Origin of the sequence: Kribbella sp., from assembly GCF_035687465.1 — a bacterium.
GTDB lineage: Bacteria > Actinomycetota > Actinomycetes > Propionibacteriales > Kribbellaceae > Kribbella.
Genome location: NZ_DASRXP010000433.1, coordinates 1 through 15,776 on the forward strand (window position 1 = coordinate 1; position 15,776 = coordinate 15,776).

The following is a 15,776-nucleotide window of genomic DNA, read 5'->3' on the forward strand; positions in this document are numbered from 1 at the left end:
CACTGCCTTCCCACCAGCAAGCCGAACCGCCCGGAACCGACCGTCCCGACGCTCAGTGGACTCCGCCTCGGCATTGAGCAGTACTTCGATGCCAAGCTCGCGCACCGCCCGAGTGATCCTCCGCCCGGCGGACGTCCGAACCCGCCGATCCAGCAACGTCTCCCCGTCATGCACCACCGTCACGGCGACTCCACGCTCCCGCAGCGCACAGGCCGTCTCCACTCCCAACACCCCGCCACCGAGAACCACTGCACGCCGTACCCGCGAAGCCTCCTCGACGATCGCGATCGCATCCGAGGCGGTCCGCAACGTGCGATATCCCTCGATCGCCGCCGGCACGCTCGGCTCGGCCCCGGTGGCGAACACCAGGTGGTCGTAGTACGACGCCATCCCCTTGCTATCGACAACGACTCCATTGCCGCGATCAACGCGCAGGGCGAGATCGCCCTTGCTGACAACAGGTTCCGCCGCACGACCGGCCACGTACTCCGTCAACCGGGTCCGCTGATAGAACCCCTCATCGCCGAGAACGGTCACGTCGTACGACGCCCCGAGCAACTCCGCCAGCCGCGTCCCCGCCATACCGCCGCCGATGATCACCACGCGCTCGTTCATGCGGGGATCCGCCTCGCCGGCAAGGCCGCGGCCTTCAACTCGACCGCGCAGGCCTTGAACTCCGGCATCCCCGAGATCGGGTCGAGGGCGTCGTTGGTCAGCTCGTTCACGCTGCCGTCGCCGCCGTAGTGGAACGGCACGAACACCGTGTCCGGCCGTACGTCGCTAGTCACCCGAGCGACCGCGACCATCGAGCCCCGGGCAGTCCGCAAGCGCACAGGACGGCCATCCGCGATCCCCAGCTGCGCAGCCACGCGAGGATGAATCTCCGCGAACACCTCCGGCTCCGCCTCGGCCAACGCGGCCACCCGACGGGTTTGCGCGCCACTCTGGTAGTGCTGCAGCAGCCGCCCCGTCACCAGGTAGAGGGGAGCATCGGCGTGGAGGTCGTCCGCCACCGGCCGGTGGTCAACGGCAACCACCCGGGCCCGGCCGTCCGGAGTACCGAAGTGGTCCGCGAAGAGTCGCGGCGTGCCCGGGTGATCTTCGGCGGGGCAAGGCCAGAACAACGCTTCACCCGAGTCCAGCCGTTCCCAACTGATCCCCGAGTAGTCGGCGATCCCACCGGCACTGGCGATCCGCAGTTCCTCATAGACGGCAGCGGGATCGGTCGGGAACGCCGCAGCACAGGACAGCCGCTGGGCCAGGCCGGCAAAGACAGCAAGATCACTCCGCACCTCGCCGGGAGGCGTAACCGCGGCCCTGCGGCGCAGGACCCGACCCTCCAGCGAGGTCATCGTTCCCTCCTCCTCTGCCCACTGCGTGACCGGGAAGACGACATCGGCAAGCATCGCGGTCTCCGACGGGACCACGTCCGCAACGACTAGCAACTCAAGCGAGGCCAGCCGCTCCCGCACCGACGCCAGTCGAGGAGCCGAGACCGCCAGATTGCTGCCGTGGACGAGCAACGCCCGCGGACCGTCCGGCGTACCGAGTGCGTTGATCAGCTCGACCGCACTCTTCCCAGGTCCCGGCAGAGACTCCGGATCCACGCCCCACACGCCCGCGACGTACTCCCGCGCCGAAGGATCCGAGATGCTGCGGTATCCGGGCAGCTGGTCGGCCTTCTGACCGTGTTCGCGACCGCCCTGCCCGTTGCCCTGGCCGGTGATGCAGCCGTAGCCGCTACCGCTCCGCCCAGGCAGTCCGAGCGCCAGCGCCAGGTTGATGCAGGCCGTGACCGTGTCGGTGCCCTTGCTGTGCTGCTCCGCACCACGCCCAGTCAGGATGTACGCCCCCACGCCCCCATGAACTGGCGCAGCAGCGGCCAGCACCCGCGCTGCCCGCCGAATAGTCCCAGCCGGTACTCCGGTAACGCGCTCGGCCCGTTCCGGCCACCAAGCTGCTGTGGATCGGACCAACCCGTCCGGGTCATCGGTCCTCGCCTGGAGGTACGCCGCGTCCGCCAGGCCTTCCTGCAGGACCACATGAGTCAGAGCGAGCACGAGCGCCAGGTCTGTCCCAGGAGTCGCCTGCAGGTGGATCCCCGCGTCCTCGGTCAGCCCGGCGGTCGGAGTACGGCGTGGGTCGACCACCAGCAAGCCACCGGCCGCCCGGGCAGCTGCCAGATGGGCGACAGCCGGCGGCATCGTCTCGGCGATGTTGCTACCGACAAGCAGTACGGCCCCGGCTCCACCCACATCCGCCAAGGGAAAAGGCAGTCCGCGATCGATGCCGAAGGCACGGTTCGTCGCGGCAGCCGCGGACGACATGCAGAACCGGCCGTTGTAGTCCACGTTCGAGGTCCGCAACGCCACCCGCGCGAACTTGCCCAGCGCATAGGCCTTCTCGTTGGTCAGCCCGCCACCGCCGAACACCGCCACCGAGTCGTTGCCGTACGCCGCCTGCAGCGCACGGATGCGGTCGGCAACGAAATCCAGCGCGTGGTCCCAGCTCGTCTCCACCAGTACTCCGGCGCCATCGCGAACCAGCGGCTGAGTCAACCGATCTGGCACCGTCAGCACCTCAGGAGCCGTCCAGCCCTTGCGGCACAACCCGCCGCGATTGGTCGGGAAGTCCCGGGGCTGCACCGTGACTGCACCCGGCCGCCCGACCGGGTGCAGCGTGGTGGCGCACTGCAAAGCGCAGTACGGACAGTGAGTGGCGACTGCGGTCACACGCGCTCCAGGCTGAGCGGGCCACCGCGTCGCAGGTAGCAGAAGTAGGTCACAGCCAGGCAGATGACGTAGAACCCGCAGAAGGTGTAGAGCGCCGGGACGAGAGACCCGAACTGCCCGGTCGACATCGCGAATCCCCGCGGCACCAGGAAGCCGCCGTACGCGCCGATCGCGGACGCGATCCCGATGCACGCGGCCGCCTCACGCCGAGCCCGGACCAGATCCACCTGTCCGTCGAGCCCGCGCGTCGTCTGCCGGAACACCGCCGGAATCATCCGGTACGTCGATCCGTTGCCGGCGCCACTGGCCACGAACAGCACCAGGAAGCTGATCAGGAACCCGGTGAAGCTCTTCGCGTTCAGCGCCGCGATCGCAGACAGGATGCCGATCCCCATCACCACGAAGGCGCACACCGTCACCCAGGCCCCGCCGACCAGGTCCGACAGCTTGCCGCCGAAGGGCCGGGAGACCGACCCGACGAGCGCCCCGAGGAAGGCGATGTGGGCCACCGTGATGTCGGGGAAGGTCGTCTTGATCAGCAGCGGGAAGGCCGCCGAGAAGCCGATGAACGAGCCGAAGGTGCCGATATAGAGGAACGAGATCACCCAGGTGTGGGGACGCTTCGCCGCCGCCACCGAGGCGCGGAAAGACGAGGTTGCGGCAGACAGGTTGTCCATCAGCTTCCAGGCCAGTACTGCCGCCAGGAGGATCAGCGGGATCCACATGAGCCCGGCTCGGCCGAGCGTCAGGCCCGCCCCGGCGACGATCACCATCGGGACCACGAGCTGCACCACGGCCACCCCGAGGTTGCCGCCCGCCGCGTTGACCCCGAGGGCGAAGCCCTTGTCACGCTCGGGGAAGAAGAAGGAGATGTTGGTCATGCTGCTGGCGAAGTTGCCGCCGCCGACGCCCGCGGTCGCCGCCACCAGCGCCATCAGCCAGAACGGCGTCTCCGGCCGGCTGACGAAGTATGCGAGCCCGAGCGTGGGGATGAGCAACAGCAACGCGGACACGACGGTCCAGTTCCGGCCGCCGAACTTCGGCACCGCGAACGTGTACGGCAGCCGCAGCGTGGCTCCCACCAGGCTCGGCAGTGCCACCAGCCAGAACATCTGGTCCGTGCTGTAGCCGAAGCCGGCGGCCGGCAGCGAGACCACCACGATGCTCCACAGCTGCCAGACCGAGAAGCCGAGGAACTCGGCGAAGATGGACGGCCACAGGTTGCGCCGGGCGATCCGGCGGCCCTTCTCGGCCCAGAAAACGGGCTCCTCGGGATCCCAGACGTCGATCCAGCGCCCGCGTCTGGGAGCCTCGACGGTACCCACCGCGCCCACCTGCTCGCGCGGAGTGACGGTCTCCGGTCGTGTCTCGAGCGTCATCGTTCGTCTCCGATCATCCGACCTCACTGATTAGGCCAGGACGCTATGACCGGGGTGTTTCCGAGTGGTCATCTCGTTGTTACGCCGTCGAAACGGCTCCCGCACACCTCCCGACTGCTGGTGAGAGATGTCGGCGGGGCTAGTGCCCCGTGTCGGATGTTGTTCGAGCGATTGCGGTGGTCAGGTGCGTGCATCGCGGTGCTGGAGGAGCGTCCTCGATGCGGAGCATCGTGGATGATTCGCCAGTGCCGCGAGGTGCGTGCCTGGGCGCCGCAAGCGCCGAAGAACTTCCGACACGGGGCACTCGGTACCGTGCCGATCATGGAGAGCTTCGAAGGCGTGATCCAGGAAGCCGACGGCAGCGGCGGCGCGTACGTCGAAGTACCGGTCGAGGTGCTCGAGCGGTTGGGTGGCGGGGGCAGGATCCCGGTCCGGGCGACGTTCGACGGGATCGCCTATCGCGGGTCGATCGCCTCGATGGGCGGCTGCAAGGCGCTCGGCATCCTGAAGCAGATCCGCACCGAGCTGGGCAAGGGTCCGGGCGACTCCGTGCTCGTCACGGTGTCCCGCGACGACGCCGAGCGCACGATCGAAGTACCGGCCGACCTGGCCGCGGCGCTGACGGAGGCCGGCCTGCGGGAGGCCTTCGACCACCTCAGCTTCAGCCATCGGCGCGAACACGTGAACGCGATCACCGAGGCGAAGAGGCCCGAGACCCGCGCCCGCCGCATCACCAAGGCCCTGGACCTGCTCAGGTCCTGACGGCTGTGTGTCGGGTCGCCCGTACCGCGGACCTTCGCTAGGGTCCGAAGCGGGGATCGAAGCGGGGGTCGACTGGGAGCGAGGAACCCATGGCAGACACCAGATCCGCAGACCACAGCAGTCCAGCTCAAGAGAGCTTCAACCTTCCGACCAAGAACCTGCCCGCACCGCAGGTCCGCGACCTGCCCGAACCGCCCAAGGAAGCCTGGCGGGTGGTGGGGCCCGGCATGGTCGGGGCCGGGGTCGGACTGGCATCCGGCGAGTTCATCCTCTGGCCCTACATCTCGTCCCAGGTGGGTTTGGTTTTCCTCTGGGGCGCGGTCGTCGGGGTGGCCATCCAGTGGTTCCTGAACATGGAGATCGAGCGGTACACGCTGGCAACTGGTGAGACAGCGTTGACCGGGTTCAACCGCTACGGCAAGCACTGGGGCCTGTTCTTCGCGATCATGACGTACTTCGCGAACCTCTGGCCCGGCTGGGCGACCAGTTCGGCCTCGATGCTGACGTATCTCTTCGGCGCCGGGGATCCGCGCTGGATCGCGATCTGCATCCTGGTCGTGATCGGCCTGATCCTGACCCTGGCGCCGGTCGTCTACGTGATGCTGGAGCGGCTGATCTTCGTCAAGATCGCGGCCGTCGCCCTGCTGGTGGTGCTGGCACTGATCTTCGCGATCCGCGGCAAGACCTACAGCGCCCTCGGCGACGCGGTCACGAACCCGCAGTTCCCGGTCGAGACGCTCGGCTTCGCCCTGATGATGGGAGCCATCGCGTACGCCGGCGCCGGCGGCGGGCAGAACCTCTGCCAGAGCAACTGGATCCGCGACAAGGGTTTCGGGATGGGCGTCCACGTCCCCAGGCTGACGTCACCGGTCACCGGGCAGGAGGAGGCGGATCCCACCGCCAACGGCTACACCTTCCCGCCGGACCAGGCGAACCTGGCCCGCTGGCGGCGCTGGTGGAAGTTCGCCAACGTGGAGCAGGCGATGACGTTCGTCCTGATCACCGTGGTGACGATCCTCTTCACCTCGATGCTCGCGCACGCCACCCTGTTCGGTGATTCCGCGGTGAAGAACAACATCAGCTTCCTGAAGATCGAGGGCGTCACCCTGCAGAACCTGGTGGGCAGCTGGTTCGGCTACCTGTTCTGGGCGATCGGCGCGTTCTCGCTGTTCGCGGCTGCGGCCGGCATCGTCGACTACACGTCCCGGCTGTCGGCGGACATGATCAAGTCCCGCTACCTGCGCTCGTCCACCATCAGCGAGTCCAAGCTGTATTTCTGGCTGGTCTGGGGACTGGTTGCCTTCGGCATCATCGTGCTGCTGGCCGGACTGGACCAGCCGCTGGTGCTGCTGGTGATCTCGGCCTGTACGGCCGGCACGATGATGTTCTTCTACTCCGGCCTGCTCTGGTGGATGAACTCCCGCGCCCTCCCCCGGGCGATCCGAATCACCCGCCTTCGCACCGCCGTCATGCTGTTCTCCTTCACAGCCTTCGGCGCCCTCGCCGTCTTCACCATCATCGACCAGATCAAGAAGAACTTCTGACCCCTGAGAACCCACAGCGTCCGAAGAACCTGAGGTCAGGACCTCAGGTTCTTCGGACGCAACGTTTTTAGCGGGCGTCGTAGGGCTGGGGGCCGCCGGTGACGGTGGTGTGGAGGGAGTAGAGGGAGGTGGTTGCGGTGAGGAAGAGGCGGTTGCGTTTCGGGCCGCCGAAGGTGAGGTTGGAGACGGTTTCGGGGACGAGGAGTTTGCCGAGCAGGGATCCGTCCGGGTGGTAGACGTGGACGCCGTCGGCGGCTGACCCCCAGATGCGGCCCTGGTCGTCCAGGCGGATGCCGTCGAACGCGCCGTTGCCGCACTCGGCGAACAGCTCACCACCGGACAACCGGTCACCCTCGACCGTGAACACGCGAATGGTCGCTTCCTCGGTGTCGGTGATGTAGAGCATGCTGCGGTCGTTGGAGAACGCCAGCCCGTTCGGCCGGGCGAAGTCGTCGGCCACCCGGCTGACCTTGCCGTCCGGCGAGATCCGGTAGACGTGGCAACCGTCCGTCTCGATCTCGCCCTTGAAGCCCTCGTAGTCACTGTCGATCCCGTACGCCGGGTCCGTGAACCAGACGGCGCCGTCCGGCCCGACCACCACGTCGTTCGGGCTGTTCAGGCGCTTACCGTCCCAGTTGTCCGCCAGCACCCGGATCCGGCCGTCGTGCCCGGTCCGGGTGACCCGGCGGTTGCCGTGCTCGCAACTGATCAACCGGCCCTGCTCGTCCAGGGTGTGCCCGTTCGTGTTGCCGGCCGGCTCCCGGAACACAGAGGTCTGGTACGACGTCTCGTCCCACCGCAGGATCCGGTCGTTCGGGATGTCGCTGAACAGCAGATACCGGCCGGCCGGCGAATAGACCGGACCCTCCAGCCACCTGCCCCCGGTCCACAGCCGCTCGAGCCGGGCATCTCCACGGATCCCGTCGAACCGGTCGTCCAGCTTCTCGAACTCGGCGGGCACCGTCCCGGCCGACGCCTCGAGAATGGTTGTCATCGTCACTCCCCACGGCTTGGCACTACGTCAACCGTGAGCCTATCCAGTCCCGGACGAGTCTGGAGGCCGCCCGGCAGGTGTGATCAACGCCCTGATCCTCTGCCTGGCCACGGGAGCCGCCTGTGCCCCTAGACTCAGGCCGTTGCCGAAGGGAGTCCAGCTGTGTCTGACAGCAAGCGCATCACCAAGGTCCTGATCGCGAACCGGGGCGAGATCGCCGTCCGGGTGGCGCGCGCCGCGGCCGACGACGGCCTGGCCAGCGTGGCCGTGTACGCCGACCCCGACCGTGACGCGCTGTTCGTCCGGCTCGCCGACGAGGCCTACTCGCTGGACGGCGCCACCCCGGCGGACTCCTACCTGAACATCGCCAAGATCCTCGACGTCGCGGCCCGCTCCGGCGCGGACGCGGTGCACCCGGGGTACGGCTTCCTGGCCGAGAACGCCGAGTTCGCCCAGGCCGTGCTCGACGCCGGGCTGATCTGGATCGGCCCACCGCCGGCCGCGATCGACTCCCTCGGCGACAAGGTGAAGGCCCGGCACATCGCGGAGAAGGTCGGCGCCCCGCAGGTCCCCGGCACCCCGAACCCGGTCGCCGACGCGTCCGAGGTGGTCGCTTTCGCCGAGGAGTACGGGCTGCCGATCGCGATCAAGGCGGCGTACGGCGGTGGTGGTCGCGGGATGAAGGTGGCCCGCACGCTGGACGAAGTACCGGAGTTGTTCGAGTCCGCCACCCGCGAAGCGGTCAGCGCCTTCGGTCGGGGCGAGTGCTTCGTCGAGCGCTACCTGGACAAGCCGCGGCACGTCGAGACCCAGTGCCTGGCCGATGCCCACGGCAACGTCGTGGTGATCTCCAGCCGCGACTGCTCGCTGCAGCGCCGGTACCAGAAGCTGGTCGAGGAGGCGCCCGCGCCGTTCCTGACCGACGAGCAGCTGAAGACCCTCTACACCTCCTCCAAGGCGATTCTGCGCGAGGCGGGCTATGTCGGCGCCGGGACGTGTGAGTTCCTGGTCGGCCAGGACGGCCTGATCTCCTTCCTCGAGGTGAACACCCGGCTGCAGGTCGAGCACCCGGTCAGCGAAGAGGTGACCGGGATCGACCTGGTCCGGGAGATGTTCCGGATCGCGAACGGCGAGGAGCTCGGGTACGACGATCCCGTCGTCAGCGGGCACTCCATCGAGTTCCGGATCAACGCCGAGGACCCCGGCCGTGGCTTCCTCCCCGCACCCGGCACGTTGACCAAGTGGCACGCCCCCTCCGGCCCGGGCGTCCGCCTCGACGGCGGGTACGACCAGGGTGAGACGGTGCCCGGTTCGTTCGACTCGCTGGTCGCCAAACTGATCGTGACCGGCCGCGACCGCACCCAGGCGCTGGAGCGGTCCCGCCGGGCGCTGAAGGAGTTCGTGGTCGAAGGGATGCCGAGCGCGGTGCCGTTCCACGCGGCCGTCGTTCGCGATCCGGCCTTCGTCGGTACCGATGGCTTCAAGGTGCACACGCGCTGGATCGAGACCGAGTTCGACAACCAGATCCCGCCGTACGACGGGGCTGCGGACGTCGCGGAGCCCCACCAGCGGGAGAGGGTCACCGTCGAGGTCGGCGGCAAGCGGCTCGAGGTGGTTCTGCCAGCAGGACTCGGTGCTTCCGCGGCAGCGGGAACCGCGACCAAGAAGAAGCCCACCAAGCGTGGGGGCGGCAGTGGCAAGAGTGCGGCCGCCTCGGGTGATTCGCTGACGTCGCCGATGCAGGGCACCATCGTCAAGATCGCCGTCGAGGAAGGCGCGACCGTGGCCGAGGGTGACCTGATCGTGGTGCTCGAGGCGATGAAGATGGAGCAGCCGCTGAACGCCCACAAGGCGGGCACCGTCACCGGCCTCACCGCCGAGGTCGGCGCCACCGTGGCCGCGGGGGCGGCGATCTGCGAGATCAAAGATTGATTCTGTACCCCCATTAACAGCCGATTCTCAGGGTCGGGCGGTAGGTTCCCTCCAGGATTGCCGCGAGGTGAGGAGAGGTTCTGCATGTCCAAGAAGTCCCATCAGCAGCAACTGGCGGCCCGGAAGGCGCAGCGTCAGGCCGAGCGGCAGGCCGAGCGCTCCCGCCAGCGCAGGACGCTGGCGGTCACCATCTCGGCCATCGTCGCGGTGGTCGTGGTGATCGCCGGAGTGGTCGTGGTGCTGGCCCAGAACGCCGGCGACGACACCCCGGCCGCGGCTTCCACGCCGACCGCGAGCGTCGGCGCGGAGAACAAGCCGGCCTCGATCCCGACCGCACTGGCCGCGCCGCTGAAGCGCCCGACCCCGCTCCCGGCCGAGGTCGACTGCACCTACAAGGCGTCCACCGAGCCTGCCGCCAAGACGGCGAAGGCCCCGGCGAACGGGAAGGTCAAGGCCAGCGGCACCACAGCGGCCACGATGAACACCTCGATCGGCGAGCTGCAACTGACCCTGGACAGCAACCTCGCACCCTGCACGGTGAAGAGCTTCCTCAGCCTGGTCGGGCAGAAGTACTTCGACAGCACCACCTGCCACCGCATGACGGTCGGCGCCGGCCTGCAGGTCCTGCAGTGCGGTGACCCGAGCGGCACCGGCTCCGGCGGCCCCGGCTACACCTTCAACGACGAGGTCTTCCCGCAACTGAAGTACGGTCGCGGCACGCTGGCGATGGCGAACTCGGGTGCCAACACCAACGGGAGCCAGTTCTTCATCGTGTACGGCGACGGCTCCGGCCTCGACCCGGCGTACACGGCCTTCGGCACGGTCGACGTGAACGGCCTGAAAGAGATCGACAAAGTCGCCAACGGCGGCGTGATCCCGGAGGGCGGGCCCACCGACGGCAAGCCCGCCACCCCGGTCAACATCACCTCGGTTACCGCGGCAGCCTAAGCCAGTTCGTCATAACGGCTGCGCGGCCAGGCGAGGAGCGCATCGATCTGGACCATCGCGGACTGCTCGAGGAGCTGGACCGGTCCGTCGACGAAGTGGAAGAGGCCCGTGGCAGGATCGCGGGCCTCTTTCCATGCCCGGTCGGAGTAGGCCTGCATGGTCGCCTTGTACCGGCGGTCGGGCGCGATCGAGTCGAGGATCAGCAGGTTCTTGAACCAGATCGAGTTGAACCTGGTCGGCTGCTTCCAGAGCCGGTCCTCGCTGCCGTAATAGGCCAGTGACGCGTTCGCCACCGACTTCGCGTCGTTCAGGTACTGCCGCTGACCCGTTGCCTTGTACAACAACGCGCCGGCGCCGAGCATGACGCCCTGGTTGTAGCTCCACTGGGTCTTCTCGACGGTGCCGGCCAGGTCGATGTGGTCCCAGTACAGGCCGTTCGGGGCGAGCATGCACTCCTGCGCCCAGGTGTACATCTTCTTCGCCCAGGTCAGGTACGACTTGTCCTTCGTCAGCAGGTACAGGTGCGCGCCGAGCTCCGCGCCCGGGCCGTTGGACACCGTGTTGCGGTCCTGGCTCCAGGGCGCCTGGGTCCAGTAGACACCGCCGGCGCACGGGTGTGCGGGGTCCGTGTCCCAGCCGTGCACGACGAGCGCGAAGATCTCCTTCGCCCGCGCCAGCGACGAGCGGTCACCAGTCCGCTGGTAGTGCTGGACGAGGTTCAGGCCGATCCACTCGTTGTCGTCGTAGAACTTGTCCCCACCTTGGCCGAGCGGCGGCCGCACGTAGGAGTCGTACCCCTTCGGCGTGGTCGTGGCGTTCCAGTACGGCTTGTAGCCGTCCAGCCGCTTCTCGGCCTCGCTGGACCACTTGCGCCCGATCCCGGGGATACCGGCCAGGTTCTCGGCCGCGATCACCGCCTGCGAGTACGGCCAGACGTAGGCGTAGGGATTCGGGTGGGTGTTCGGGTACTCCTCGAGCAGCAAGCCCTGCCCGGCGTCGAAGTACTGGGTCAGGGCTTTGTACGACGTCGCGGCGCGGGCGGCTGCGGTCGGCGTCGCGTCAGCGGCCGGCGCGTGCACCGAACCGAGCAGCGCGACGGCGAGCAACCCGCCCGCGATGGTCCTGGTTGATATACCAAATCTTCTTCGCATCGACCTGATCCTCCTGGGCGGCAGCGGTTGACATCGATGTCACGTTCTAGCCTCCGCAGCGATTCGGCGTCAATGCTTCACGCTCAACCGATTTCGGGCTCAGTTGGTATATCAAGAGTGGTGGGTTGCGGCGGCACGAAGGTGAACCAGGCCGAGCGCAGGCCGAGTTTGGCCCGGACCTGATCGCCACTGAACAACTTCTTGCCTGAGGCACCGACCGCCTCGACACTCAGCACCCGACCGTCCGCCGGTCCGACCCCGGTCCGGCCGGTCACCTTCAGGCTGCGCAGCGCGCCGACCCCGAAGGCCGCCTGCAACTGGGCGCTCGTGCGGGTCACGGACCAACTGACGTTGGGGTTCCGGTTGTCCGGATACGCGTCCCAACTGTCCACCTTGACCAGCTGGTACGGCGCGCCGCCGGCCGCCGTGGCTCCGCCGTTCGACGACGAGAACTCCGCGATGATCGGGGTGTTCCGGTAGAGGCGGATCTGACCCGCCGTGGCCGCGATCGCCGTATTCGTCGGGGCCTTCTCGGAACCGTAGCCGCCGTAGACCTGGCAGGCGATGGTGTCGCACAGGTCGTAGGCACGGCTCCCCGCCCGCTGCCGGTGGTACGCCGAATAGGTGCGCGCGGCAACCGCCTGCGCCTGGAGCGCGGCCGGTCGCCAGCTGACGATGGCCTCCCGCGGCACCACCCCGCGCAGGTAGGCCTCCAGGGACAGCGCGTTGATCGTGTCGAGGTGAGCGCCGGCGGTATCGGCAGCCCGGAGAACGCCGCGGTAGCCGGCCTGGCGACCGTCCGGCAGGACCAGGGCGATCACCGCGGGCCCCTCGAACTGGGCCATCCCCTTCAGCGTCCGCCACAGCGTCCAGGTCCGCTTCTTGGCGTCGAACGAGCTGACCCGGGTGCCGTGCTCGCCGTGTGGATCGATCGACCACTGGTTCCGGGTGGATGCCTTGGGCAACGTGTAGACGGTGCCGGTCTTGAGATCGCGCACCTTGAGCTTGTTCGCGGAAGCCACCCGGACGCCGTCGGTGGAATCAGCGGTCAGCCGGATCCGGATGTTCCCCGTCGCCTTGCCGGTCGCAGTACCGGGGTAGTAGAAATCCAGGATCTGCTTCGCGGTTTGACCTGCCAGGGCGGCACCCTGCGCGCCGTACTGGGACATGCCGCGGCCGTGCCCGTAGCCGCGGCCGGTGATGGTGGTGTTCGCCTGCGGTTCGAGAGGTTCGACGGCAACTGCCAGGCCACTGGGCAGGGTGGCCAGCACGAGGAGGACGGCAATCCGGCGTTTCACGAGACGTACACCTGCTGGGTGCGCGTGCTCAGCGTGAGCCAGCCGCGCTGGAACTTCTGCTGCGTGCCGCCATTGACCTTGTACGGCGTTGACGTGGGCAACCCGAGTCGCGATCGCTCCGCCCCGAGAGAGCCGTACTTGCGCGAGATCTTCCCGTAGACCGGGTACATGCCGGTGCCCTTCGACCAGTACAGCGCGCCGTTGCGGAACCGCTGCAGGCGACTCCCCGGCACTGCGCCGTTGCCTTGTTCCGCGACCGGCATGCCGAGCACGCCGTCCGGGCCGTAGCGGCGGTACTGGGCGCGGAAGCCGCCTTGGACGGAGCGGGCGCCGGTGGCAGCGGACCAGTAGATGTCACGGGCGCCGAAGTACGTGGCCCGGCCCGAGCGGGTCGGGTGCTCGCCCCAGAACGGCTGACCGGTCTTCTTGAAGCCGCCGAGCTTCTGCGCGTACTGGTAGATCTCGGTCGAGACGCCCTTGCTCATCAGGGTGTTGACTCGTTGCTTCAGCCAACTGAGTTTGGAGTAGAGGTTGTTGCCCGGGCACGCGGTCGCCTTGGTGTCGCGATGCCCCGAGACGACATGAAGCTTGCTGCCGGCAAGGATCACCTGTCCGAGCGGGCCCCGGTAGTTCGCGTCCAGCTTCCAGGCGACGATCCGGGCGGTCATCTCCAGCATCTGCGCCGACGGAGCCGTCTTCTCGAAGTTGCCGATCAGCGAGACACCGAAGGAGTTCGCGTTGTACGCCCCGGTGTGCGCGCCGAGCACGGGCAGCTGCATCCCGCCGTACCGGCCCTCCCAGGCGCGGCCGAACTTGTCGACCAGGAAGTTGTAGCCGAGGTCGCACCAGCCACGGCTCTTCACGTGGTACGCGTACATGCCGCGGATCATCGCGGGCACCTGCGCCTTGGTGTAGTTGTTGCGATCGGCCGTGTGATGGACGAAGGCGGCCTGGACCGTGCTGGTGTACTTCGGCTTCGCGCACGCCGCGCCGTTGTGACTGCGGAGCCGCTCGTCAGCGCCCCAGCCGCGCCGGCCGATGATCGCCGGAATCGGGTACGGCGCCCGGCTGTCCACCTGACTCGAGACGACCGGGATCGGCGGGGCCGCGTCGGTCGCAAGGGTGCCGGGCTGGATCAGAACCACCTTGGCGTCGTTGACCGTCGTACCGTCGAGCGTGGCGAGAGATGCCTCGACGCCGTTCGCGTCGCCGACCCAGAGCGGCTCGGTGCCGGAGCGCTCCTGCCCTTCTGTGGTGGCCGCGGCGGGACCGTGCTCGTCCTCCACCGGCAGCTTCTCCCAGGCAGACCACACGCCGTTGCGTTGCACGCGGATCTTCACCTCTACCTGCGTGGAGCTCTTGCGGTAAGGCCAGGTCACCCCGACCAGTCCGAACGGCTTGGTCTGCGGCGCCTCGGTCGTCGCGTAGGCACCGGGGCCCGACCGCAGCGGGATCTCCTGGTACGACGCGTCGACAGCTCGGGGTGCTTCGCCGGCGACCGGGGTTCCGGCGGCCGGGGTCGGGTGGTTCCAGGCGACCTGGATCAGCGGCACGAACAGGGCGAGGCCTGTCACCGCGATCAAGGCGAGTCTCAGGGGTCGGGTCGTGCCCATGGAAAGCCTCCGGCCGATCTGATGCTTGATGAGGCAGCGGTAATCGATTATGCGCAAGGAGTGACCGGATCCGGTGCATTTTGGTCACCCTGCGTGGCGCGGCGGGGTGTGCGCGTTTCCGGGCCATTTCCGCCGCCCGGTAGGCTCGTCGCACCACCATTTGAGGAAGGCTCGAGATGGAAGCAATCCTGCTGATCGCGGTCGTCGTGATCGCCGTACTGGCTTATCGCTCGTACCGACGTACACAGCTGCAGACCAAGCAGCGTGACCAGGTCACCTCCGCCGAACTGGAGTCGGTGAAGAAGACCGCCGACGAGGACATCACCCGCTTCGGCGAGGAACTGCAGGACCTCGACCTGGACATGGTCGGCAAGGACCTCGGCGACGGGGCCCGGCAGGACTACCAGCGCGCGCTCGACTCCTACGAGTCGGCCAAGCAGGCGGTCGGACAGGTCACCGAGGCCGAGCAGATCAAGCACGTGATCGAGATCCTCGAGGACGGCCGGTACGCGATGGCGTGCGTCCGCGCCCGGGTGAACGGCGAACCGCTGCCGCAGCGGCGTCCGTCCTGCTTCTTCAACCCGCAGCACGGCCCGTCGGTCGAGGACGTGCTGTGGTCCCCGCCTGGTGGCGCACCGCGTGAGGTGCCGGCCTGTGCGGCCGACGCCGAGCGGGTCCGCGCCGGTGCCGAGCCGGACATCCGCAAGGTCATGGTCGGCCCGCAGCGGGTTCCGTACTGGCAGGCCGGTCCGGCCTACGCGCCTTACGCACAAGGCATGTTCGGTGCCCTCGGCGGCGTGATGACAGGCATGTTCCTCGGCACGATGCTCGGCGGCATGTTCGCCGGCGGCGGCTACGGCGACTACGCAGGCGGCGGCGAGGGTGGCGGAGATGGCGGCGGCGACGGTGGCGGAGACGCCGGCGGCGACGGTGGCGATGGCGGCAGTGGCGACTTCGGTGGCGACGGCGACTTCGGCGGCGACTCCGGCGGCTGGGACTTCGGCGGCGGCGACTTCTAGCTCGCACGTACTACGCAGAACCACCCCGGGCTGTCCGAGCCCGGGGTGGTTCTGCGTTAGCGGGCTTGTCGGGGGTGGTGGATCGGCCTACCGTCGCAAGGGTGCACGAGCTCGCCATCGCGGAGAGCGTGGTCGATGCGATCGTCGACAAGGTCGGCGACTCCCAGGTGGCTTCGGTGCGCCTGGAGATCGGGATGCTGTCCGGGGTGGTGACGGACTCGATCCGGTTCTGCTTCGAGATCGTGGCCCAGGGCACCGGCCTCGAGGACGCCCGCTTGGACATCGACGAGCCGCCCGGCCGGGCGTACTGTCGAAAATGCGGTGAAGAGTTCGCCCTGGACGAACCGATCATGCTGTGCCCGTGTGGCAGCGCGGATCTCGACATCCTCAGTGGCCAGCAGTTG

The 15,776-nt window shown here is 68.2% G+C and carries 13 protein-coding genes; 6 read left to right on the forward strand and 7 right to left on the reverse strand.

The features are described 5' to 3' along the window. The 3 genes from VFG33_RS22425 to VFG33_RS22435 all read right to left on the reverse strand — a co-directional run. On the reverse strand, positions 1–615 hold a 615-nt coding region (locus tag VFG33_RS22425), incomplete at its 3' end, for an FAD-dependent oxidoreductase (RefSeq protein WP_325054884.1). Then, positions 612–2,732, reverse strand: coding sequence for a molybdopterin oxidoreductase family protein (locus VFG33_RS22430; RefSeq protein ID WP_325054885.1), 2,121 nt, complete (start codon positions 2,730–2,732; stop codon positions 612–614). The genes VFG33_RS22430 and VFG33_RS22425, both read right to left, overlap by 4 nt. Continuing rightward, positions 2,729–4,111, reverse strand: coding sequence for an MFS transporter (locus VFG33_RS22435; protein WP_325054886.1), 1,383 nt, complete (start codon positions 4,109–4,111; stop codon positions 2,729–2,731). The genes VFG33_RS22430 and VFG33_RS22435 overlap by 4 nt, the downstream gene beginning before the upstream one ends. A 321-nt stretch (positions 4,112–4,432) precedes the next feature. Here VFG33_RS22435 and VFG33_RS22440 point away from each other — a divergent pair, with 321 nt between their 5' ends. Together VFG33_RS22440 and VFG33_RS22445 are read left to right on the forward strand one after the other, a co-directional pair. Beyond that, positions 4,433–4,873, forward strand: coding sequence for a YdeI/OmpD-associated family protein (locus VFG33_RS22440; RefSeq protein ID WP_325054888.1), 441 nt, complete (start codon positions 4,433–4,435; stop codon positions 4,871–4,873). 89 nt (positions 4,874–4,962) lie between these two features. After that, on the forward strand, positions 4,963–6,417 hold the full coding sequence (locus tag VFG33_RS22445; protein ID WP_325054889.1) for an Nramp family divalent metal transporter: 1,455 nt from the start codon (positions 4,963–4,965) through the stop codon (positions 6,415–6,417). A gap of 67 nt (positions 6,418–6,484) precedes the next feature. Here VFG33_RS22445 and VFG33_RS22450 read toward each other — a convergent pair whose 3' ends face one another. Next, complete coding sequence (locus VFG33_RS22450; protein ID WP_325054890.1) at positions 6,485–7,411, reverse strand: SMP-30/gluconolactonase/LRE family protein; 927 nt, start codon at positions 7,409–7,411, stop codon at positions 6,485–6,487. 162 nt (positions 7,412–7,573) lie between these two features. Between VFG33_RS22450 and VFG33_RS22455 the strand changes: the two genes are divergently transcribed. Then, a complete protein-coding gene (locus tag VFG33_RS22455) occupies positions 7,574–9,343 on the forward strand; it encodes an acetyl/propionyl/methylcrotonyl-CoA carboxylase subunit alpha (RefSeq protein ID WP_325054891.1) in 1,770 nt (589 codons plus the stop codon). 84 nt (positions 9,344–9,427) lie between these two features. Then, positions 9,428–10,291, forward strand: a complete 864-nt coding sequence (locus VFG33_RS22460; RefSeq protein WP_325054892.1) for a peptidylprolyl isomerase — start codon at positions 9,428–9,430, stop codon at positions 10,289–10,291. Here the strand turns inward: VFG33_RS22460 and VFG33_RS22465 are convergent. From VFG33_RS22465 to VFG33_RS22475, 3 genes are all read right to left on the reverse strand, one after another. Next, positions 10,288–11,397, reverse strand: coding sequence for a glycoside hydrolase family 76 protein (locus VFG33_RS22465; protein ID WP_325054893.1), 1,110 nt, complete (start codon positions 11,395–11,397; stop codon positions 10,288–10,290). The two genes, VFG33_RS22460 and VFG33_RS22465, sit on opposite strands and share 4 nt — an antisense overlap. Positions 11,398–11,525: 128 nt before the next feature. Further along, entirely contained in the window at positions 11,526–12,740 is a 1,215-nt protein-coding gene (locus VFG33_RS22470) for a SpoIID/LytB domain-containing protein (protein ID WP_325054894.1), read from the reverse strand. Continuing rightward, positions 12,737–14,353: an N-acetylmuramoyl-L-alanine amidase gene (locus VFG33_RS22475; RefSeq protein ID WP_325054895.1), complete on the reverse strand. Its 1,617-nt coding sequence runs from the start codon at positions 14,351–14,353 to the stop codon at positions 12,737–12,739. Before VFG33_RS22475 ends, VFG33_RS22470 begins: the two co-directional genes overlap by 4 nt. Before the next feature lie 176 nt (positions 14,354–14,529). Between VFG33_RS22475 and VFG33_RS22480 the strand changes: the two genes are divergently transcribed. Together VFG33_RS22480 and VFG33_RS22485 are read left to right on the forward strand one after the other, a co-directional pair. Next, positions 14,530–15,372 carry a hypothetical protein gene (locus VFG33_RS22480; protein WP_325054896.1) on the forward strand — a complete coding sequence of 281 codons (843 nt, stop codon included), beginning with the start codon at positions 14,530–14,532 and terminating at the stop codon, positions 15,370–15,372. 101 nt (positions 15,373–15,473) lie between these two features. Further along, on the forward strand, positions 15,474–15,776 hold a 303-nt coding region (locus tag VFG33_RS22485), incomplete at its 3' end, for a hydrogenase maturation nickel metallochaperone HypA/HybF (RefSeq protein ID WP_325054897.1).

Bases quoted from the DNA above. Each gene is read 5' to 3' on its own strand.
- VFG33_RS22435 (WP_325054886.1), bottom strand. From the start codon at position 4,111: ATGACGCTCGAGACACGACCGGAGACCGTCACTCCGCGCGAGCAGGTG.
- VFG33_RS22440 (WP_325054888.1), top strand. From the start codon at position 4,433: ATGGAGAGCTTCGAAGGCGTGATCCAGGAAGCCGACGGCAGCGGCGGC.
- VFG33_RS22445 (WP_325054889.1), top strand. From the start codon at position 4,963: ATGGCAGACACCAGATCCGCAGACCACAGCAGTCCAGCTCAAGAGAGC.
- VFG33_RS22450 (WP_325054890.1), bottom strand. From the start codon at position 7,411: ATGACAACCATTCTCGAGGCGTCGGCCGGGACGGTGCCCGCCGAGTTC.
- VFG33_RS22460 (WP_325054892.1), top strand. From the start codon at position 9,428: ATGTCCAAGAAGTCCCATCAGCAGCAACTGGCGGCCCGGAAGGCGCAG.
- VFG33_RS22475 (WP_325054895.1), bottom strand. From the start codon at position 14,353: ATGGGCACGACCCGACCCCTGAGACTCGCCTTGATCGCGGTGACAGGC.
- VFG33_RS22480 (WP_325054896.1), top strand. From the start codon at position 14,530: ATGGAAGCAATCCTGCTGATCGCGGTCGTCGTGATCGCCGTACTGGCT.